At 53.6% G+C, this 22,247-nt stretch carries 17 protein-coding genes; 8 read left to right on the forward strand and 9 right to left on the reverse strand.

What is annotated here, in order from left to right:
• Positions 1-191: 191 nt before the first annotated feature.
• The 4 genes from potA to potD are packed head-to-tail and all read left to right on the forward strand — an operon-like array spanning position 192 to position 4,020.
• Entirely contained in the window at positions 192-1,328 is a 1,137-nt protein-coding gene (gene potA, locus U0026_RS13735; RefSeq protein ID WP_062777853.1) for a spermidine/putrescine ABC transporter ATP-binding protein PotA, read from the forward strand.
• Entirely contained in the window at positions 1,312-2,169 is an 858-nt protein-coding gene (gene potB, locus U0026_RS13740) for a spermidine/putrescine ABC transporter permease PotB (RefSeq protein WP_062777855.1), read from the forward strand. Before potA ends, potB begins: the two co-directional genes overlap by 17 nt.
• Positions 2,166-2,957 (forward strand): spermidine/putrescine ABC transporter permease PotC, encoded by a 792-nt coding sequence (potC, locus tag U0026_RS13745; protein WP_062777857.1) that lies wholly within the window; start codon positions 2,166-2,168, stop codon positions 2,955-2,957. Before potB ends, potC begins: the two co-directional genes overlap by 4 nt.
• 16 nt (positions 2,958-2,973) lie before the next feature.
• Positions 2,974-4,020 (forward strand): spermidine/putrescine ABC transporter substrate-binding protein PotD, encoded by a 1,047-nt coding sequence (gene potD, locus U0026_RS13750; protein ID WP_062777858.1) that lies wholly within the window; start codon positions 2,974-2,976, stop codon positions 4,018-4,020.
• Positions 4,021-4,091: 71 nt separating this feature from the next.
• Here potD and cobB read toward each other — a convergent pair whose 3' ends face one another.
• The 5 genes from cobB to lolC are packed head-to-tail and all read right to left on the reverse strand — an operon-like array spanning position 4,092 to position 9,038.
• Entirely contained in the window at positions 4,092-4,916 is an 825-nt protein-coding gene (cobB, locus tag U0026_RS13755) for a Sir2 family NAD+-dependent deacetylase (protein ID WP_062777860.1), read from the reverse strand.
• Positions 4,917-4,928: 12 nt separating this feature from the next.
• On the reverse strand, positions 4,929-5,840 hold the full coding sequence (gene nagK, locus U0026_RS13760) for an N-acetylglucosamine kinase (protein WP_062777978.1): 912 nt from the start codon (positions 5,838-5,840) through the stop codon (positions 4,929-4,931).
• 60 nt (positions 5,841-5,900) lie between these two features.
• Complete coding sequence (lolE, locus tag U0026_RS13765) at positions 5,901-7,145, reverse strand: lipoprotein-releasing ABC transporter permease subunit LolE (RefSeq protein WP_062777862.1); 1,245 nt, start codon at positions 7,143-7,145, stop codon at positions 5,901-5,903.
• A complete protein-coding gene (lolD, locus tag U0026_RS13770; RefSeq protein ID WP_062777864.1) occupies positions 7,145-7,846 on the reverse strand; it encodes a lipoprotein-releasing ABC transporter ATP-binding protein LolD in 702 nt (233 codons plus the stop codon). The genes lolE and lolD overlap by 1 nt, the downstream gene beginning before the upstream one ends.
• Complete coding sequence (gene lolC, locus U0026_RS13775; protein ID WP_062777866.1) at positions 7,839-9,038, reverse strand: lipoprotein-releasing ABC transporter permease subunit LolC; 1,200 nt, start codon at positions 9,036-9,038, stop codon at positions 7,839-7,841. The genes lolD and lolC overlap by 8 nt, the downstream gene beginning before the upstream one ends.
• A gap of 172 nt (positions 9,039-9,210) precedes the next feature.
• Between lolC and U0026_RS13780 the strand changes: the two genes are divergently transcribed.
• Complete coding sequence (locus tag U0026_RS13780; protein ID WP_062777980.1) at positions 9,211-9,834, forward strand: DUF2238 domain-containing protein; 624 nt, start codon at positions 9,211-9,213, stop codon at positions 9,832-9,834.
• An 80-nt stretch (positions 9,835-9,914) separates the two neighbouring features.
• Here U0026_RS13780 and U0026_RS13785 read toward each other — a convergent pair whose 3' ends face one another.
• From U0026_RS13785 to melA, 3 genes are all read right to left on the reverse strand, one after another.
• Positions 9,915-10,169 (reverse strand): SemiSWEET transporter, encoded by a 255-nt coding sequence (locus tag U0026_RS13785; protein ID WP_062777868.1) that lies wholly within the window; start codon positions 10,167-10,169, stop codon positions 9,915-9,917.
• A 2-nt stretch (positions 10,170-10,171) separates the two neighbouring features.
• Positions 10,172-11,602: a melibiose:sodium transporter MelB gene (melB, locus tag U0026_RS13790; protein WP_062777870.1), complete on the reverse strand. Its 1,431-nt coding sequence runs from the start codon at positions 11,600-11,602 to the stop codon at positions 10,172-10,174.
• Between the two features lie 85 nt (positions 11,603-11,687).
• Positions 11,688-13,040, reverse strand: coding sequence for an alpha-glucosidase/alpha-galactosidase (gene melA, locus U0026_RS13795; protein ID WP_062777872.1), 1,353 nt, complete (start codon positions 13,038-13,040; stop codon positions 11,688-11,690).
• 271 nt (positions 13,041-13,311) lie between these two features.
• Between melA and melR the strand changes: the two genes are divergently transcribed.
• The 3 genes from melR (at position 13,312) to fhuE (ending at position 20,296) form a co-directional block, all read left to right on the forward strand.
• Positions 13,312-14,238, forward strand: a complete 927-nt coding sequence (melR, locus tag U0026_RS13800; RefSeq protein WP_062777874.1) for a transcriptional regulator MelR — start codon at positions 13,312-13,314, stop codon at positions 14,236-14,238.
• Positions 14,239-14,355: 117 nt separating this feature from the next.
• Positions 14,356-17,802, forward strand: coding sequence for a transcription-repair coupling factor (mfd, locus tag U0026_RS13805; RefSeq protein WP_062777875.1), 3,447 nt, complete (start codon positions 14,356-14,358; stop codon positions 17,800-17,802).
• A 307-nt stretch (positions 17,803-18,109) separates the two neighbouring features.
• Complete coding sequence (fhuE, locus tag U0026_RS13810) at positions 18,110-20,296, forward strand: ferric-rhodotorulic acid/ferric-coprogen receptor FhuE (RefSeq protein ID WP_062777877.1); 2,187 nt, start codon at positions 18,110-18,112, stop codon at positions 20,294-20,296.
• 303 nt (positions 20,297-20,599) lie between these two features.
• Here fhuE and ptsG read toward each other — a convergent pair whose 3' ends face one another.
• Positions 20,600-22,033: a PTS glucose transporter subunit IIBC gene (ptsG, locus tag U0026_RS13815; RefSeq protein WP_062777878.1), complete on the reverse strand. Its 1,434-nt coding sequence runs from the start codon at positions 22,031-22,033 to the stop codon at positions 20,600-20,602.
• Positions 22,034-22,247: the final 214 nt, after the last annotated feature.

Raw genomic sequence — 22,247 nt, forward strand, 5'->3', positions numbered from 1 at the left:
GGCAAAGGTGACTTTTTTTCGTGATACGGTATCTAATAGCATGAGATACATACACGTAGCTTAGACAACGATTGGCGATTAGGTATCGTTTGCCGTAGAATGCCAGCCCTTATTAATACATTTCAGACCTCTAAACGTCTAAAGGTGGTTGACCACAAACCCCGCATCGACACGCTTTCCGATGCGTTTACATGGGACAGAGTAATAAATTGAATACAAAATCGCGTTCGCTGTCACCGCTGGTGCAACTAGTGGGGATTCGCAAGGACTTCGATGGAAAAACGGTCATTTCGGATCTGGATTTGACCATTAACAACGGCGAGTTTCTTACGCTGCTTGGCCCCTCCGGTTGCGGTAAAACAACCGTTCTTCGCCTTATTGCCGGTCTGGAAAGTGTCGACGCCGGACATATTCATCTGGAAAATCAGGACATCACTCAGGTGCCTGCTGAAAATCGCCACGTCAACACGGTCTTCCAGAGCTACGCGCTGTTCCCCCATATGACGGTTTTTGACAACGTTGCCTTCGGCCTGCGTATGCAAAAAACGCCCGCCAGCGACATCACCCCGCGCGTCAACGATGCGCTGCGCATGGTGCAATTAGAAGAGTTTGCCCAACGTAAACCGCACCAGCTCTCCGGCGGTCAACAACAGCGCGTGGCGATTGCGCGTGCGGTGGTCAATAAACCCAGTCTGCTACTGTTAGATGAGTCCCTCTCCGCGCTCGACTATAAGCTGCGAAAGCAGATGCAAAACGAGTTAAAAGCGTTGCAGCGTAAGCTGGGGATCACTTTCGTGTTCGTTACGCACGATCAGGAAGAGGCACTGACCATGTCTGATCGCATTGTGGTGATGCGCGATGGCAAAATCGAGCAAGACGGCACGCCGCGTGAGATCTACGAAGAGCCGAAGAATTTGTTTGTCGCAAGCTTTATCGGCGAGATCAATATCTTCAGCGCCACGGTCATTGAACGACTCGACAACCTGCGCGTCCGCGCCCATGTTGAAGGCCGCGAATGCAATATCGACGTCACCTTCCCGGTCACGCCAGGCCAGAAACTCAACGTACTTTTACGCCCTGAAGATCTGCGCGTAGATGAAATTCACGATGGCGTTGAAGTCGAAGGGCTGATTGGTTACGTACGCGAACGTAACTATAAAGGAATGACCCTTGAGTCGGTGGTTGAGCTGGAAAACGGCAAAATGGTCATCGTCAGCGAATTTTTCAATGAAGATGACCCGGATTTTGACCATTCTCTTGACCAGAAGATGGCCATTAATTGGGTTGAAAGCTGGGAGGTCGTACTGGCTGATGAAGAGCACAAGTAAGTTCCAGAACATGGTGATTGCCACCATCGTCGGTTGGCTTGTGTTGTTTGTATTCCTGCCCAACCTGATGATCATCGTCACCAGTTTCCTGACGCGCGACGATGCCAATTTTGTCCAGATGGTCTTTACCCTGGATAACTACGCCCGGCTGCTCGACCCGCTGTACGCCGAGGTGTTACTGCACTCGCTGAATATGGCGATTATCGCCACCCTGGCGTGTCTTGTTCTGGGCTATCCGTTTGCCTGGTTTCTCGCACGCCTGCCGCAAAAGGTGCGTCCGCTCCTGCTGTTTTTGTTGATTGTGCCTTTCTGGACGAACTCTCTGATTCGCATCTATGGGTTGAAAATTTTCCTCAGCACCAAAGGTTATCTCAATGAGTTTTTGCTGTGGTTGGGCGTGATTGATACGCCAATCCGCATCATGTTTACCCCGAGCGCGGTGATCATCGGTCTGGTGTATATCCTGCTGCCGTTTATGGTGATGCCACTGTATTCCAGCATTGAGAAGCTCGATAAACCGTTGCTTGAGGCGGCAAAAGATCTTGGGGCGAACAAATTCCAGACCTTTATCCGCATTATTCTTCCATTGACCATGCCGGGAATTATCGCCGGATGTCTGCTGGTGATGCTTCCCGCCATGGGTCTTTTCTACGTTTCTGACCTGATGGGCGGCGCGAAAAACCTGCTGATTGGTAACGTGATTAAGAGCCAGTTCCTGAATATCCGCGATTGGCCATTCGGTGCGGCCACCAGCATTACGCTGACGGTGGTGATGGGGCTAATGCTGCTGGTGTACTGGCGAGCTTCGCGACTGCTGAATAAAAAGGTGGAACTGGAATGATAGGCAAACTGCTGCGCGGCGGGTTTATGTCCGCCATTTATGCGTATCTCTATATTCCGATTATCATTTTAATCGTGAACTCGTTTAACAGCTCACGCTTTGGCATCAACTGGCAAGGCTTCACCACTAAGTGGTACAGCCTGCTGATGAATAACGACAGCCTGCTACAAGCGGCCCAGCACTCGCTGACGATGGCCATTTTCTCAGCCACTGCCGCGACATTGATTGGCTCACTGACCGCCGTGGCCCTTTACCGCTACCGTTTTCGTGGCAAACCGTTCGTTAGCGGCATGCTGTTTGTGGTGATGATGTCGCCGGATATTGTGATGGCGATTTCCTTGTTGGTGCTGTTTATGTTGCTGGGTATTGAACTTGGCTTCTGGTCGCTGCTGTTTTCGCACATCACCTTCTGCCTGCCGTTTGTGGTGGTCACCGTCTACTCGCGGCTAAAAGGCTTTGATGTGCGGATGCTGGAAGCAGCAAAAGATCTCGGCGCCAGTGAGTTCACCATTTTGCGTAAAATCATTCTGCCTCTGGCGATGCCCGCTGTGGCTGCCGGTTGGTTGTTGAGCTTTACGCTGTCGATGGATGATGTCGTGGTCTCCTCTTTTGTGACCGGCCCTGGCTATGAAATTTTACCGCTTAAAATCTACTCAATGGTGAAAGTCGGCGTATCACCTGAAGTGAATGCGCTTGCCACAATTTTACTGGTACTGTCACTGTTGATGGTCGTTATCAGCCAATTAATTGCACGTGATAAAACAAAGAGCCTGAACGTCAGGCACTAACCTCAGGGGACGTAAAATGATGAAATGGTCACGCCACCTGCTCGCGGCAGGCGCTTTAGCACTCACCATGGGTGCCGCCCACGCGGACGACAGCAAGACGCTCTACTTCTACAACTGGACAGAGTATGTGCCGCCGGGGCTGCTTGAACAGTTCACCAAAGAGACGGGGATCAAGGTTATCTATTCGACTTACGAGTCGAATGAAACCATGTATGCCAAGCTCAAAACCTATAAAACCGGGGCTTACGATCTGGTCGTGCCATCCACTTACTTTGTCGACAAAATGCGCAAAGAAGGGATGATCCAGAAAATTGATAAAACTCAGTTGACCAATTTTGGCAACCTCGACCCTGAGATGCTGAATAAGCCCTTTGATCCCAACAATGACTACTCTATTCCGTATATCTGGGGTGCGACGGCCATTGGCGTAAACAGCGACGTCATTGACCCGAAAACGGTGACGAGCTGGGCCGATTTATGGAAACCGGAATACAAAGGCAGCCTGTTATTAACCGATGATGCGCGCGAAGTGTTCCAGATTGCTTTACGCAAACTGGGATATTCTGGTAACACCACCGATCCAAAAGAGATTGAGGCGGCTTATCAGGAATTGCGAAAACTGATGCCAAACGTCGCGGCATTCAACTCTGATAACCCAGCCAACCCGTATCTGGAAGGTGAAGTCAATCTGGGGATGGTGTGGAACGGTTCGGCGTTCGTTGCCCGTCAGGCCGGTGCGCCGCTGCAAGTGGTATGGCCGAAAGAAGGTGGTATTTTCTGGATGGACAGCCTTTCAATTCCGGCAAACGCCAAAAACAAAGAAGGTGCGCTGAAGTTGATTAACTTCTTACTGCGTCCAGACGTAGCAAAAGAGGTGGCGGAAACCGTCGGTTACCCAACGCCAAACCTTGCCGCACGTAAGCTGTTAAGCCCGGATGTCGCTAACGATAAATCGCTCTACCCTGACGCCGAAACGATTAAAAATGGTGAATGGCAGAATGATGTGGGCAGCACCAGCACGCTGTATGAAGAGTATTATCAGAAGCTAAAAGCCGGGCGATAAGTTGGTTGCAGTTCAATAAACGGTAGGCCGGATAAGGCATTTACGCCGCCATCAGGCCTACCGTTCATAAATCACTTCAGATCGTTCAAGAGATTTTCAACAAAAGCAGGCACCACTTCACTGGCCAGACCGTAATGTTTCTCTTCGAACTCGCTGCCAACCTGGCTGGGTTCGAGATTCAGCTCAACGGTATGCGCACCGTGCAGTTTAGCTTCGTGGACGAAACCGGCCGCCGGATAGACGTGCCCGGAGGTGCCAATGGCGATAAAAATATCCGCCATCGACAGCGCCAGATAGATGTTGTCCATCTCAAACGGCATTTCACCAAACCAGACGATATGCGGTCGCAACGGCGCCGGGAACTGACAGCAGTGGCAGCGTTCGTCGACGGACAGTTCACCGGGCCAGTCAAACACCTGACCACTTTGGGTACAGCGCACCTTCAGCAGCTCACCGTGCATATGCAGCACGTTGTTATTGCCCGCGCGCTCGTGCAGGTTATCGATATTCTGCGTCACCAGCATAAAGTGGTCGCCAAGCGCCTCTTCAAGCCTGGCGAGCGCAAGATGCGCTGCATTGGGCGCAATCTCCGGCTGCTGCAACTGACGACGGCGCTCGTTATAGAAGTTTTGCACCAACACCGGATCGCGTGCGTAGCCTTCCGGCGTCGCAACGTCCTCAACTTTGTGCTCTTCCCATAACCCATCGGCCGCACGGAAAGTCCGGATCCCTGACTCAGCCGAAATGCCGGCCCCGGTAAGTACCAGTACCCTCGGTTTTTCTGTCTTATCTGACATAGCTCTGTCCGCGAAAAATGTACGCTGGCGAAGACGCTGGCGCAGCTGACGTTTATTCCGACGAAAACGGCTCAATCGATGTAAGCGGCGCGACTGCATATCGACTCCATGTTAGTTGGTGAGATGAAGGAACGCCGCGCCGCGCATTCCCCCTGCATCACCGTGCCGCGCGCGTTCAATACGCGGTGGTCGGGCTACAGGTAACAAGTGGCGCGGCAAGCGGTGCGCTAGTCCATCGGCGATCGCTGAAAAATTAGATAACCCACCGCCGAGCACCACCAAATCTGGGTCGACAATGGTCAGAATATTGCCCAGGCACACGGCCAGCAGATCAAGGTAACGCTCGACATGTTCAAGGGCGTTAGCGTCTCCCTGCTGCCAAAGGGCAACGATTTCCGGCGAGGTAAGCGACTGCTGGTAAAAATGGTTATACAGCCAGGCAAACCCACGACCGGACAAATAGTTTTCGATACAGCCGAGCTGACCGCAGCCGCAGCGGGTGAGCGGGAAATCGCGCCCCACCACTTCCAGCGCATCAACCGGCAGGCGAATATGACCAAACTCGCCGGTAATATAACTGTGACCGGTAATTGATTTACCGTTTTGCACAATACCGCCACCGACGCCGGTGCCCAGAATGAGCCCCATCACCAGCGGATATTGGGTGAATTCGTCATCCCACGCTTCGGAGATGGCAAAACAGTTGGCGTCGTTATCCAGACGCACATTCCTATCCAGCAGGCGGCTTAAATCTGCACGCAGCGGTTTGCCAGACGCCGCTGGGACGTTCGCGGCATACAACAAACCGCCCTGTGTTTCCGGCATACCAGGGATGCCGATACCTACCGTACCCCGACACTGAAAACGCTCGTCGGCTTCCACCACCAGCCCGATAACCGCTTCCAGAAAGGCGTCATAACTCTCTTTCGGGGTCGGGATCCGCTTTTCCCACTGAAGCTGGCGCGATGTATCAAATACGCCCAGCGCGATTTTGCTGCCGCCAATGTCAAATCCATAATGCATCATTGTTCATTCCTCTAACTGACACGCGCAGCAGCAAAGCCCCGCGGTCAGGACGTCAAATTACTGGCCACTCAGCACCCTCGCAGGGTCAATTCGGCTGGCGCGGCGGGCGGGATACCAGCTTGCCAGCAGACTCAGCAACAGTGCCGTGACCAGCACGTAAACGACATCCAGCCAGTGCAATTCAGACGGCAAGAAGTCGATAAAATAAATGTCGCCAGATAAGAACTGGTGACCAATAAGTTTTTCAATCCAATTGATAATGTGGGTCAGATACAGGGAACCCAACACACCGATAACCGCACCACACAGGCTGCCAAACAGACCGGCCAATAAACCATACCATACGAAAATGGCGCGTATCAGCCCGTCTTTTGCACCCAATGTGCGCAGCACCGCAATATCGCTACTTTTGTCTTTAACCGCCATCACCAGCGTCGAAACGATATTAAAACAGGCCACGCCGATAACCAGCACCATCGCCAGATACATGATGGCGCGAATCATCTGAATGTCGCGGTACATATAGCCGTAGGTACCAATCCAGCTCTTGATGTACACGTAATTATTGGTCACCTCACCGGCGTCACGCACCAGCTTGTTGGCGTTAAATACGTCGTTCACTTTGATGGCAATACCGGAGATGCTCTCCCCCATATCCAGATATTGCTGGGCATCCGTCATCGGGATCATGGCAAAGCTGTGGTCGAGCTGACCGCTCAACTGCAAAATACCGACCACGTGCAGACGCACGCGCTTAGGCTGCAACAGCTTATGTTCCGGGTTGGAATTCGGGATCATAATCGATACCCAACCGCCGGCTTTCACCTTCAGCGCATCCGCCACGCCTTTACCCAGGATGATCTGCTGCTCGCCCGCCTTAAAATTGGCCCATGCATCACCCTGCACAAAGCCTGGCAGCGCACTGAGTTTCATTTCCTGCTTAGGATCGACGCCTTTCACCTGGATGGCCCGCAGATTACTGCCGCTCTCCACCAGACCGGTAAAGTTGATGTACGGGGCTGCGGCTTCAATGCCCTTCACCGCTTCGACTTTGGGTAATATTGTGCGCCAGTTATTCCACGGTTGATTAACCGCTTCGATTTCGCCGTGAGGAACGACCGCCAGAATACGGTTATTGAGCTCGCGCTCGAAACCGTTCATGGCGCTGAGGCCTATGATCAGTACCGCCACGCCCAGCGCGATACCCACCGTGGAAATAATCGAAATCAGCGACACCATGCCGCCGCGCCGACGCCCGCGACTAAAACGCAGGCCAATCAGTAACGAAAGCGACGGGGCCATTACTGCGCTCCCATCAGGGTCAGTTCAGCGCTCAAATGACCGTCGCGCATTTCCAGCTGGCGTCCCATCCGTTTGGCGAGTTGCAGGTCGTGAGTGACCACTAAAAACGCCGTCCCCTGAGATTGGTTCAGCTCACCGAGCAACTTGAAGATGCTGTCGGCATTTTTGGCATCAAGGTTACCGGTCGGTTCATCCGCCAGCACCAGACGCGGGTTATTGACCAGCGCACGGGCGATTGCCACGCGCTGACGTTCGCCGCCTGAAAGCTCCGACGGGCGATGTTTTGCACGGTGATCAAGTCCCACGGCTTTGAGCATTGCCAGCGCCCGCTCGTTGATTTCAGCGGTTTTCTTTTTGCCAATCAGCAGCGGCATTGCCACGTTTTCCAGCGCGGTAAAATCCGGCAGCAGATGGTGGAACTGATAAATAAAGCCGAGTTTCTGATTACGCAGCTCGGCTTTCGCCGCTGAGGAGAGTTTGCTCATCGGCTGACCGCTAAAAATTACGTCGCCGGAAGTTGGCGTGTCCAGCCCACCCAGCAGGTGTAACAGCGTACTTTTACCGGAGCCGGATGTGCCAACAATCGCCATGGTCTCGCCTTCGCCAATGCTGAAGCTGACATCATGCAAAACATCAGTTTGCACATTGCCTTCCTGATAGCGTTTGCACAGGTTGTCGCATTGCAACAGGATCTTATTCATAACGTAAAGCCTCAGCGGGTTGGGTGGCGGCAGCGCGCCAGGAAGGGTACAGCGTTGACAGCAGCGCCAGGGCCATCGCCACCAGCGCAATCACGATAACCTGCAGCGGCTCGATAGCGACCGGTAATGCCGCACCGTCGAGGAACGCGCCGATAATCGGCATTAAATTATTGAGCTGGCTGGCGAGCAATACGCCAAGTACCGCGCCCAGCAGCGCCCCAATCACCCCGGCGCTGGCCCCTTGCACCATAAAGACGGTGAGGATTTGGCGCGGCGTCAGCCCCTGGGTTTGCAAAATGGCGACTTCGCCCTGCTTCTCCATCACCATCAGCCCCAGCGAGGTGATGATGTTAAACGCCGCCACGGCGACGATCAGGCTCAGCAACAGGCCCATCATGTTCTTTTCCATGCGCACGGCCTGGAACAGCTCGCCTTTACGCTCGCGCCAGTCCTGCCATTTCGTCCCTTCGGGAAGGGTTTGCTGGCTGAGCGTATCGACCTGCAACGGCTTATCCAGCCACAGACGCCAGCCGGTAATGTTGCCCAGCGGGTAGAGCATCAGGCGCGACGCGTCCTGAATATTCGCCAGCATCTGGTAGCCGTCGACTTCACTGCTCGCTGCAAAGGTGCCAATGACCGTAAACAAGCGCTGGCTAGGCAGACGCCCCATCGGGGTGAACTGGCTGGCGGACGGGACCATCACGCGAATTTGATCGCCGCGATTGACGCCAAGCTGCCCGGCTAACTGCTCGCCGAGGATAACGTTATACTTTCCGGCCACGAGGTCCGTTTGTTTAACGTTAACGAGGTACGGCGTCAGCGGATCCTTTTGCGCAGGGTCAATCCCCAGCATCACGCCGACCGAGACGCTGCGCGCGCTTTGCAGCACCACATCGCCGGTAGTCAGCGGCGCAACGCGCGTCACGCCTTGCAATTTAACGCTCTGTTCCGGGAATTTTTGTGGGTTCAGCGAGCCTTGATCGGCGCTAAGAATGGCCTGCGGCATCAGCCCCAGGATGTTGTTTTGCAGCTCGCGTTCAAAGCCGTTCATCACCGAAAGGACGGTAACCAGCGCCATTACGCCAAGCGTAATGCCGATAGTCGACAGCCAGGAAACAAAGCGACCGAAACGGTCCGCTGCTCGCCCACGCATATAACGCAGGCCAATAAATAATGCGACAGGTTGGTACATGTAATCCGTCTGGTTGCTGATAGCAGAAGCACGAGTATATAAGCGAATGCGGGATGGGTAAATGACTGAACCGTAAGCGCAAGCCTGACATTGGCTGACAATACAACACGGACATTGAATTTTTCGCCACAACGGGCAATAGTGATGTTTTCCCTTTATTTGCGAATTCATGATGATCCGCACGTTAAACCCTCTGCTCTTACCCGCTGGCGCGCTGCTGCTCGCGCTGTTCCTGGTTTATACCGGCGTTAATGCCGCCGAGAAAGTCACCTGGCTTATGGAAGTGACGCCAGTCATTATCCTTATTCCCCTGCTGCTGTTAACGGCCAAACGTTATCCACTGACGCCTTTGCTCTACACACTGATTTTCTTCCACGCCATCATTTTGATGGTCGGTGGACAGTACACCTACGCGAAGGTGCCGATTGGCTTTGATGTGCAAGCGTGGCTGGATTTAAGCCGTAACCCGTATGACAAGCTGGGGCACTTCTTCCAGGGGCTCGTACCGGCACTGGCTGCGCGTGAAATTCTGGTACGTGGGCAGTTCGTCCGTGGACGTAAAATGCTGGCGTTTCTGGTGTGCTGCGTGGCGCTGGCGATTAGCGCAACCTATGAGCTTATCGAATGGTGGGCGGCACTGGCGATGGGGCAAGGCGCGGATGATTTTCTCGGCACACAGGGGGACCCGTGGGATACCCAATCGGATATGTTCTGCGCCCTGCTGGGTGCGCTGACAACGGTTATTGTGCTGGCCCGTTGGCACTGCCGACAGCTAAAAGCTGCCGGATGGCGCTAACGCTTATCCGGCCTACTGGACAGTCGTCGTAGGCTGGACAAGGCGCTTGCGACGCTATCCGGCAATCTTCGGAATACTCCCTATCCCCGGCGTAATTTGATAATCAGGATCGGCAAGGCGAACAGTAAGGTTAAAAAGTTCGCCATGCTGACCGCAGTATCTTCAATCATCACCCCGTAAATCAGCCACATCACCAGTCCGCAAACAAACATCACGTACATCAATCCGGATATCCCCTGGGTATTGCGAGTGCTAATCACCTTAATCGCCTGAGGTAAAAACGAGAGCGTGGTCAGGCTTGCCGCCAGAAAGCCAATCAGCGAAATCCACTCCATGGTTAAACCTTCACTTCGCTGACTGCCGCAACAGGTATCGCGGGAGTGTCCGAAAGCGGAGCTGGCTGTGGCACTTTGCGATATTTGTCTAACAGGTGGATCTGAATTTTACGCAACATATCGCCATTCAAGCGGTAATAGCGGAAGTAGAGCACCAGCGTTATCGCGAAGAACAGCGTCGGCAGCGCAATCATAATGAACTGCATTCCAAGGATAGTTTCAGCAGTCTGCGCGACGTTCGGAATATAGCCAATTACCCCCAGTACCACCGCGATAAAGAAGGCGGAAAACGCTGAACCGCCCTTCACCACCATCGTTTGTACCGCGTAGGCAATACTTTCGCAGCGCACATTAAACTTGTATTCGCCGTAATCGACAGTATCCGCCACCATGATCACCTGAAGCACCCAGAACAGCGCGGTACCGATATTGAGGAACACGCCCGCAAGGCAGATAAGGAAGAGGTTGTGATATCCCGCCAGCGCCATAAAAAGCAACACACCGCCGCTTAATATCGGCATCAACGATGCTCCGGCCCACAATATACGTCGCGACATCGCTCTCGCAAGCCTTGGGAACAGCACCAGCGTCAGCAGGTTTGCCGCCCCGGCATACGACAGGTAGTACGGGAACAGCGCTGCATCACCCACCACGTAGGTGAAATAGTAAATCGCAAAACCGGTGATAATGTTGGAAGCAACGTTATAAGACAGCGCCATGCCCAGCAGGCAGGTCAGCTGATCGTTTTTGTAAATCAGGGCGAGTATAGATTTTAGCGACAGCCGAGAGCTGTCTGCCGTCGCGTCACTGTCTGAGGAGAAGACCTCCTGTACGTTTCGCAGTGTCACGATGGTTGAAGCAATAAAGAATGCAATCAGGATAAGCGTGAACATCTGAAAACCAAACCCACGATCCGCACCGCCAACCCAATTCACAAACGGCAGCGTGATGCCCGCGGTGACAAACCCGGCAAGGCTTGCAAAAAAGCGCGGGAAAGGTACCAACTGTTCGCGTTCTTGCTTATCGAGGGTAATGGTGGGCACCAGCGACCAGAAGGGAATATCCATCAAGGTATAGGTCGTACCCCACAAGATGTAGGTGATGCAGACGAATACCACCTGCGTGGTGCCTTCAAATAGATGGGCACTGAACAGTAAAAACAGCACCAGCGAGTTCAACAGCGTGCCGAGCAGGATCCACGGTTTAAATTTACCCCATCGCGTTCGCGTAGCGTTCACCACCCAGCCCATGATCGGGTCGTTGAACGCGTTCCAGATTTTCGCCACCAGAAACAGCGACCCCACCACACCGACCGACAAGCCCACAACATCGGTGTAGTAATACATCAGATACATGTAGACGATGCCGATGGCGAAATCCTTACCAAATGCACCGAACCCGTAACTTAGCTTTGTTTTCAGAGAGATGCTCATAGGGTACCGGGTCGCTGTTACCAGCGCCCGCCTTTATGTTATTTGAGAGGTAAAACGCCGGATTCACCGCCCGGCGTCGCCGTTATTAACGGTGCAGCCAGGCCGGTAGCCAGTTGCCGTGGGAGGCAATCAGGTCATCCACCAGCGCATAAATCTCCTCGATGCCTAATACGGCAGCGGTATGCGGATCCATCATCGCGGCGTGATACACCCTATCGCGGTTTTCCGTCAAAATGGCTTCGGTGAGCAGCGTCTGTACGTTGATATTGGTCTGCATCATCGCCGCCAGATGCGATGGGATCGTGCCCACTTTCGTCGGCTGAATACCGTTGGCATCCACCAGGCAAGCAACCTCTACACAACTTCCCTGCGGCAGGTTGTCGATCAACGCATCGTTACGCACGTTGCCGTAAATCACGCTCGGTTCACCGGTCCAGATAGCGTTCATAATCGTGCTGGCGTATTCCCGCGACGGTTTAATATCAATGCGATCGGCCGTTTTGTACTCCTCCAGCTCTTTATGCCAGTTTGCCAGTTGCTCCACGCAGCGTTTCGGATACTCATCCAGAGGCACCTTATAACGCTCAATCAGATCTTCGCGACCCGGCTTGATAAACCACGGGGTATATTCCGCGAAGTGTTCTGACGACTCGGTGACAAAATAGCCCAGCTTCTTAAACATTTCGTAGCGCACGATATTCTGGCAGCGATCATTGCCGTGTAAATTCGGTTTTGGCGCCTTACCTTCAGTAAACGCCGCCAGCAGTTCCGGGTAGAGATCGACGTAGTGACCCTCTGCTGTTTTCCGCTCCAGCTCCAGATAGAACGCCATATGGTTAATCCCGGCACTGCGGTAGCGCAACGTAGCAGGATCGATATCCAGATCGCGCGCCAGTTCTTCCGCTGTTCCCTGCACCGAGTGGCACAGTCCCACCTGTTTGATATGCGGATAGCGGGCGTACATCGCCCAGGTATTCATCGCCATCGGGTTGACGTAGTTAAGCATGGTGGCATTCGGACAGACTTCGGTCATATCGTCGCATATCTGCCACAGATGCGGGATGGTGCGCAGCGCGCGCATAATGCCGCCAGGGCCCAGCGTATCGGCGATGGTTTGCTCCAGACCATGGCGCTTACAGACGTCAAAATCGGTCACCGTACACGGTTCATAGCCACCAATCTGGAAGGCAACAACCACAAAATCGGCATTCTGCAATGCCGCACGCTGATCGGTATGGCAGGTGATATGGCCGGAAGCCCCGGCGGAATCCATCAGTTTACGCACCACAATGTGCGACTCTTCCAACCGCGTTTCGTCGATATCCATCAAGGCGATATGCGCCGACTTCAGCGCCTCACGGTGGAAAACATCGCCGAGAATATTTTTAACAAAAATAGTCGAACCCGCGCCGATAAAGGTAATTTTTGGTGCTGTCATCGTGACTCTCCAGAACAGTAGTTAACGTCTTCATCGTGGCACGCGCGGTCGGGGAAAACCTCCAGCTTCCCGGATGAGCGCTCCCATAAACTCAGATCGTCTGCGGACAGCGCGTAAATCTGAGGTTATGGGACAAGTTCACCGGAAAAGCAGAGTATCCGGCCTGTAAATATGTCTACCATTAAATAAAAGTATGACTTATGTGTCGGCATTCTCGGTCGCGGCAGCGAAAACCTGCCATGATTCTGATAATTCAGGAAATGGAGTCATCATGAGTATCGATCCGATAACCCTCCTGCCACCCGACCCACATATGTGCAACGGTGATGAAAAGCAGACCCGCAGCCCGCTGTCGCTTTATTCGGAATATCAACGGATGGACATTGAGCTACGTCGCCCGCACGTCATGCCCAGCAGCCACTGGCATGGTCAGGTTGAAGTGAACGTGCCGTTTGACGGCGACGTTGAATATTTAATCAATAACGAAGTGGTGCAGATAGAACAAGGCCATATCACCCTATTTTGGGCCTGTACCCCGCACCAACTTACGCGCATAGGCCATTGCCAGCAGATGGCGATTTTCAGCCTGCCGATGCACCTTTTTCTCTCCTGGCCTCTCGACCGGGAGTTGATTAACCACGTCACCCACGGCATGGTGATTAAATCACTGGCCACCCAGCAGCTCAGCACCTTTGAAGTTCTGCGCTGGCAGCAGGAAGTGCGCAGCCCGAACGAACAGATTCGGCAATTGGCAATCGATGAAATCGGCCTGATGCTCAAACGCTTTAGCCTCTCCGGCTGGCAGCCTATTTTGCTCAACAAAACCTCGCGCACGCATAAAAATAGCGTGTCACGCCACGCACAGTTTTACGTCAGCCAGATGCTGGGATTTATTGCTGATAATTACGATCAGGCCTTAACCATCAACGATGTTGCCGAGCACGTGAAACTCAACGCCAACTACGCGATGGGCATTTTCCAGCGCGTCATGCAGTTAACGCTGAAGCAGTACATTACCGCCATGCGCATTAATCACGTGCGGGCGCTCTTGAGCGACACCGACAAAACGATTCTCGATATCGCCATGACCGCCGGATTTCGCTCCAGCAGCCGTTTTTACAGCACATTCAGCAAGCTGGTCGGCATGTCGCCACAACAATACCGCAAGCTAAGCCAGCAGCGCCGACAGCTCATATGACACGATATCGCCATTTTCAACGGTTGCACTCCCGCCGCCATCACGGATAATAAGCGTATAAGATTGATATGATTACCGTGTCGAACACGGCTTTTATTCTGGAGAACGTGCGCGACTATGCCTGAACATGCCCGTTATGCCCTACCGACGAAACCCGGCGAGCAACGCCTACTTGGCGAACTGACCGGTGCTGCCTGTGCGACCCTGGTCGCCGACATCGCCGAACAACATGCCGGGCCAGTGGTGTTAATCGCCCCGGATATGCAAAACGCCCTGCGTCTGCACGATGAAATTGGCCAGTTCACTGACGCTCTGGTGATGAACCTCGCCGACTGGGAGACGCTACCTTACGACAGCTTCTCGCCGCATCAGGATATTATCTCCTCGCGCCTGTCGACGCTTTATCAGTTGCCAACCATGCAGCGCGGCGTGTTAATTGTACCGGTCAGCACCTTAATGCAGCGCGTGTGCCCGCATAGCTTCCTGCACGGTCATGCACTGGTGATGAAAAAAGGTCAGCGCCTGTCGCGTGATGCGCTGCGCAATCAGCTTGATACCGCCGGATATCGCCACGTTGATCAGGTCATGGAACACGGTGAATATGCCATCCGTGGCGCTCTGCTCGATCTCTACCCGATGGGCAGTGAACAGCCTTACCGCCTTGATTTCTTTGATGATGAAATCGACAGCCTACGCGTCTTTGACGTCGACAGTCAGCGCACACTCGACGAAGTCGACGCCATCAACCTGCTGCCCGCGCACGAATTCCCGACCGACAAAGCCGCCATTGAGCTATTCCGCAGCCAGTGGCGCGACCAGTTTGACGTCAAGCGCGATGCTGAACATATCTATCAACAAGTCAGTAAAGGCACCCTCCCGGCAGGGATTGAATACTGGCAGCCGCTATTCTTTAGCGAGCCGCTACCGCCACTCTTTAGCTACTTCCCAGCCAATACGCTGCTGGTGAACACCGGCGATATTGACGCCAGCGCAAACCGTTTTCAGACCGACGCCCAGGCGCGTTTTGAAAACCGTGGCGTTGACCCGATGCGTCCACTGCTGGCCCCTGCGCAACTGTGGCTTCGTACCGACGAGCTTAATAGCGAGCTGAAAAAATGGCCGCGCGTACAGCTCAAAATGGAACATCTGGCGAAAAAGGCGGCCCACGTCAATATGGGCTTCCAGCCGCTGCCCGACCTTTCGGTGCAGGCGCAGAATAAAGCCCCGCTGGATAACCTGCGCAAATTTATTGAGTCCTTTAGCGGGCCGGTGATTTTCTCGGTCGAGAGTGAAGGTCGTCGCGAAGCGTTAGGCGAACTGCTGGCGCGTATCAAGCTTGCGCCAAAACGCATCCAGCGCCTCGGCGACGCAGAGGGTAACCAGCGTTACCTGATGATTGGGGCCGCTGAACATGGCTTTATCGACACCCAGAATAACCGCGCGCTTATCTGCGAAAGCGATCTTCTGGGCGAGCGCGTGGCGCGTCGTCGCCAGGACTCTCGCCGAACGATCAATCCGGATACCTTAATTCGCAACCTGGCGGAGCTGCATATCGGACAACCGGTGGTGCATCTTGAACACGGGGTTGGACGTTATGCCGGCATGACAACGCTGGAAACCGGCGGCATCACTGCCGAATATCTGATGCTTGTCTACGCCAACGACGCCAAGCTGTACGTGCCGGTATCGTCGCTGCACCTCATCAGCCGCTACGCAGGCGGGGCAGATGAGAGTGCGCCGCTGCATAAACTGGGCAGTGATGCCTGGTCACGCGCGCGGCAGAAAGCGGCCGAGAAGGTGCGTGACGTGGCGGCTGAGTTGCTGGATATCTACGCTCAGCGCGCAGCGAAAACGGGCTTTGCCTTTAAGCACGACAAGGAACAGTATCAGCTATTTTGCGACAGCTTCCCGTTCGAAACCACACCAGATCAGGCGCAGGCCATCAACGCTGTACTTAGCGATATGTGCCAGCCGCTGGCGATGGATCGCCTGGTGTGTGGTGATGTGGGATTTGGGAAAACCGAAGTGGCGATGCGGGCGGCCTTCCTCGCCGTCGAAAACCACAAGCAAGTCGCGGTACTGGTGCCGACCACCCTGCTCGCTCAGCAGCACTACGATAACTTCCGCGACCGCTTTGCCAACTGGCCGGTGCGCATTGAAATGCTGTCACGTTTTCGTAGCGCCAAAGAGCAAACGCAGATCCTGGCTGAAGCCGCCGAGGGTAAAATCGATATTCTGATTGGCACGCATAAGCTGCTGCAAAGCGACGTTAAGATGCGCGATCTGGGGCTATTGATTGTCGATGAAGAGCACCGTTTCGGCGTTCGCCACAAAGAACGTATTAAAGCGATGCGTGCCGATGTCGATATTCTGACGCTTACCGCAACGCCTATTCCGCGAACCTTGAATATGGCCATGAGCGGTATGCGCGATCTGTCGATCATCGCCACGCCGCCGGCCCGTCGCCTGGCGGTGAAAACCTTCGTGCGCGAGTACGATAGTCTGGTGGTACGCGAAGCCATTCTGCGTGAAACCTTGCGCGGTGGTCAGGTGTACTATCTGTTCAACGACGTTGAAAACATTCAGAAAACCGCGGATAAACTTGCGGAATTGGTGCCGGAGGCGCGTATCGCTATCGGCCACGGTCAGATGCGCGAGCGTGAGCTGGAACGAGTGATGAATGATTTCCACCACCAGCGTTTCAACGTGCTGGTGTGTACCACCATCATCGAGACCGGGATCGATATCCCGACCGCGAACACCATCATCATCGAACGAGCCGATCACTTCGGTCTGGCGCAGCTTCACCAGCTGCGCGGGCGCGTGGGTCGTTCCCACCACCAGGCCTATGCCTGGCTGTTAACGCCGCACACGAAAGCGATGACGACCGATGCGCAAAAGCGTCTGGAAGCCATTGCCTCGCTGGAAGATTTAGGTGCAGGATTTGCGCTGGCGACCCACGACCTTGAAATTCGTGGCGCAGGCGAGCTGCTGGGTGAAGGCCAGAGTGGGCAAATGGAATCTATCGGCTTCTCGCTGTATATGGAGATGCTGGAGAACGCTGTCGATGCGCTCAAGGAAGGGCGCGAGCCGTCGCTTGAAGATCTCACCAGCCAGCAGACAGAAGTCGAGCTGCGGATGCCGTCATTGCTGCCGGATGACTATATCCCGGATGTGAATACCCGCCTGTCATTCTACAAGCGTATCGCCAGCGCTAAGGGCGAGCATGAGCTTGACGAGATCAAGGTTGAATTGATTGACCGCTTCGGTCTGTTACCGGACGCCGCACGCAATCTGCTGGATATTGCCCGTTTGCGTCAGCAAGCGCAGAAGCTTGGGATTCGCAAACTGGAAGGCAATGAGAAAGGCGGCGTGATCGAGTTTGCCGAGAAAAATCACGTGAATCCATCGTGGCTTATCGGTCTGCTGCAAAAACAACCGCAGCACTACCGTCTGGACGGCCCAACGCGTCTCAGGTTCTTCCAGGAGCTCGCCGAGCGTAAAACCCGCATGGACTGGGTTCGCCAGTTTATGCAGCAACTCGAAGAAAACGCCCTCGCCTAAGGGTCATAGCAGCGGGTACGTCAACGTACCCGCTTGACTCGACAGACTCGCATCCTTTTTGTGTTATCCCTCTCTCCCCCCTTTCAAACCAGCATCACCACCGGTGATATAAATCTTTCTCCTGCACATTAATTTACTAAAAAGCCATTTCATTACGTCTCAACTCTGATGCTTACTTCTGTTTACATTTTAATAAAAATGCGTATATTTCTCATTTGCATTCACCACAACGTATGCGCGTGGCAACTATTGACCGTAGCCGTAGAGCTCCGGAGAAAAATAAATATCATTTGATTAAGGACTTACCATGTCTTTCACTTCCAACACCCGGGATGGTCGTACCGCACCGTCTCTGATTGCTATCGGCGTCGCACTGGCGCTCTATCCTCAACTGGGCATGACCGCTGATAAAACTGAAGACACGATTGTTGTCGAAGGTTCATCAACCGATTCCAGTACCGATACGCAAAAACAGGACTACAGCGTTAAGACGACTACGGCTGGCACGAAAATGCAGATGGTCCAGCGTGATATCCCGCAGTCGGTCAGCATCATCAGCGAGCAACGCATGCAGGATCAGCAGTTGCAAACCCTTGGCGATGTCATGGACAGTACAACCGGCATCAGCCGCAGTCAGGCGGATTCTGACCGCAACAGTTATTACTCCCGCGGCTTTGAAATCGATAACTATATGGTCGATGGTATTCCGACCTATTTTGAATCACGCTGGAATTTGGGTGATGCCCTGTCCGATACCGCACTCTATGAGCGCATTGAAGTGGTACGCGGTGCCAACGGCCTGATGACCGGGACAGGTAACCCTTCTGCCTCCATCAATATGATCCGCAAGCACGCCACCAGCCGCGAGTTTACCGGCAATGTCTCCGCTGAATATGGTAGCTGGAATAAGCAGCGTTATGTCACCGACCTGCAAAGCCCACTGACCGAAGATGGCAATGTGCGCGCACGTATTGTGGCGGGCTACCAGAATAATGATTCATGGCTCGATCGCTACAACAGCGACAAGACGTTCTTCTCAGGCATTCTGGATGCAGATTTAGGTACAGCCACCAGCCTCTCCGTGGGCTATGAGTACCAGCGCATCAACGTCGACAGTCCAACCTGGGGCGGCCTGCCGCGCTGGAATACTGACGGCAGCACTCGCCACTACGACCGCGCGCACAGCACCGCGCCGGATTGGGCCTATAACGATAAAGAAAGCAACAAAGTCTTTATGACGCTAAAACAGCGCTTTGCCGACACCTGGCAGGCTACGCTGAATGCGACCCATACTGAGATCAAATTCGACAGTAAAACCATGTATCTCGACTCCTATGTCGACAAGACGACCGGTATGCTGGTTGGCCCTTATGCAAACTACGGCGAGGGTTATGACTACATTGGCGGTACGGGCTGGAACAGCGGCAAACGTAAAGTCGATGCGCTGGATCTGTTTGCAGATGGCAGCTATGAGTTGTTCGGTCGTCAACATAACATGATGGTGGGCGGGAGCTACAGCAAGCAAAACAACCGCTATTTCAGCTCGTGGGCTAACGTATTCCCGGATGAAGTCGGCAACTTTAACAACTTCGACAGTGCGAGCTTCCCGCAAACTAACTGGAAGCCTCAGAGTCTGGCGCAGGACGATACCACGCGGATGAAGTCTCTGTATGCCGCCACGCGCGTGACCCTGGCTGACCCGCTGCACCTGATTCTTGGCGCACGTTACACCAACTGGAGCCTGGATACGCTCAGCTACTCGATGGAGAAAAATCACACTACACCGTACGCTGGTCTTATTTATGACATCAATGATAACTGGTCAACTTACGCCAGCTATACCTCCATTTTCCAGCCGCAGAACGTCCGCGATAGCAGCGGGAAATACCTGACGCCGATTACCGGGAATAACTACGAGCTGGGTCTGAAATCTGACTGGATGGACAGCCGTCTGACCACGACCCTGGCAGTTTTCCGTATTGAGCAGGATAACCTTGGGCAATCAACCGGCAGACCAATTCCGGGAAGCGCGAATGAGACGGCCTATACCACGGCTGACGGCACTGTAAGTAAGGGCGTAGAGTTTGAGATAAACGGCGCGCTAACCGATAACTGGCAGATGACCTTCGGTGCAACGCGTTTTGTCGCGGATGATAACGAAGGCAATGCGGTCAACCCTAACCTGCCGCGTACCAGCATCAAGTTGTTCACCAGCTATCGTCTGCCAGCAGTGCCTGAGCTAACCGTGGGCGGTGGCGTTAACTGGCTGAATCGTGTCTATAAAGATACCGTGACGCCATACGGTACTTTCCGTGCAGAACAAGGCAGTTATGCGCTGGTTGATTTGTTCACGCGCTACCAGGTTACGAAGAACTTTTCCGTACAGGGCAACCTTAACAACCTGTTCGATAAAACCTACGATACAAACATCGATGGTTCTGTTGTTTATGGGGAACCGCGTAACGTGAGCGTAACTGCAAGCTACCAGTTCTAATGCTAATTTGAACGACACCCGGGGAGCCATCAGGCTCCCTTTTTATCGTCGGAACCTTCCCGGGGGCGGCTAGCGCCTTGCCCGGGCTACATAAGCCAGGCAACGCGACGCCTGGATATCTACCCAACCCACAAACGTAAAAAAGCCTCCCTTTCAGCGCTCCGACCTCCCCGGGCTACATTTACGCATGCAATTGTAGCCCGGCCAAGCGCAGCGCCGCCGGGATGTCTGCCCAACCCACAAACGTAAAAAAGGCAGCCATTCGGCTGCCTTAGTCTCCCCAAATCTACGACTTCGAATAACTTAGTTATTGCGAATATAGTCGTCCATCTCGGTTTTCAGGTTATCGGATTTAGTCCCGAAAATCGCCTGAACGCCGGAACCTGCGACAACCACACCTGCTGCACCCAGTTTCTTCAGCCCTGGCTGATCCACTTTCGCAACGTCGGCTACGCTCACGCGCAGACGGGTGATACAAGCATCGAGGTTAGTGATGTTTTCTTTACCGCCGAAGGCCGCAATCAGCGCCGGAGCCATTTCGCTGGTCGCCGTTGCTTTCGTGTCTTCAGTGTTGTCTTCACGACCTGGTGTTTTCAGGTCCAGTGCTTTAATCAGCACGCGGAAAACAACATAGTAAACGATCGCATAGCAGATACCGACAATCGGGAACAGCCACAGTTTGCTGCTGTTACCAGATAGAACGATAAAGTCGATCAGGCCGTGAGAGAACGAAGTTCCGTCGCGCATACCCAGCAGAATACAGATCGGGAATGCCAGACCTGCCAGTACTGCGTGAATGATGTACAGGATTGGCGCCACGAACATGAAGGAGAATTCAATAGGTTCGGTGATACCGGTCAGGAACGAAGTCAGCGCAGCGGAGATCATGATGCCGCCGACTTTTGCACGGTTTTCTGGTTTAGCAGAGTGCCAGATTGCGATAGCCGCAGCCGGCAGGCCGTACATTTTGAACAGGAAGCCGCCAGACAGTTTGCCAGCAGTTGGGTCGCCTGCCATGTAGCGAGGGATGTCACCGTGGAATACCTGACCTGCTGCGTTGGTGTATTCACCAATCTGCATCTGGAAAGGAACGTTCCAGATGTGGTGCAGACCAAACGGCACCAGGCAGCGTTCAATGAAGCCGTAGATACCAAACGCAACAACCGGGTTCTGGTAAGCAGCCCACTGAGAGAAGGTCTGAATAGCAGTACCGATCGGTGGCCAGATGAAGGACAGCACGATGCCCATAAAGATCGCGGTCAGACCAGAAATGATCGGCACGAAACGTTTACCGGCGAAGAAGCCCAGATACTCAGGCAGCTTGATGCGGTAGAAGCGGTTGAACATGTAAGCCGCGATCGAGCCTGCAATGATACCGCCCAATACACCGGTATCGGCAAGGTGTTTCGCTGCAATCTCTTCAGCTGGCAAATGCAGCACCAGAGGCGCAACCACTGCCATGGTTTTCACCATGATGCCGTAGGCCACAACGGAAGCCAGTGCGGATACACCGTCGTTATTGGTAAAGCCTAAGGCAACACCGATAGCGAAGATAAGTGGCATGTTAGCAAAAACGGAACCGCCCGCTTCAGCCATAACATGAGAGACGACGGCTGGCAGCCAGCTGAAGTTTGCGGAACCGACGCCCAGCAGGATACCTGCGATAGGCAATACGGAGACCGGCAGCATCAGCGATTTACCGACCTTCTGCAGGTTAGCAAATGCATTCTTAAACATAATTAGGAGTGCTCCTGAGTATTTGTACTTTTATCTACGTTTTCACGCATTAGTGAGTGGGGAGAGACTCACCAGGGACAGGGCATCTAAAGCACCCTTTATTTATTACACAGAGTAAAATAATTCACCTGAGTTTTGTTTGACCGCTATCACATTTCAAATAGCTATGACTTAGAATTTTAATCTTCTTTACATTAAACAGGCCCGTTTATTG

This window comes from Kluyvera intermedia (assembly GCF_034424175.1).
Taxonomy (GTDB): Bacteria; Pseudomonadota; Gammaproteobacteria; order Enterobacterales; family Enterobacteriaceae; genus Kluyvera; species Kluyvera intermedia.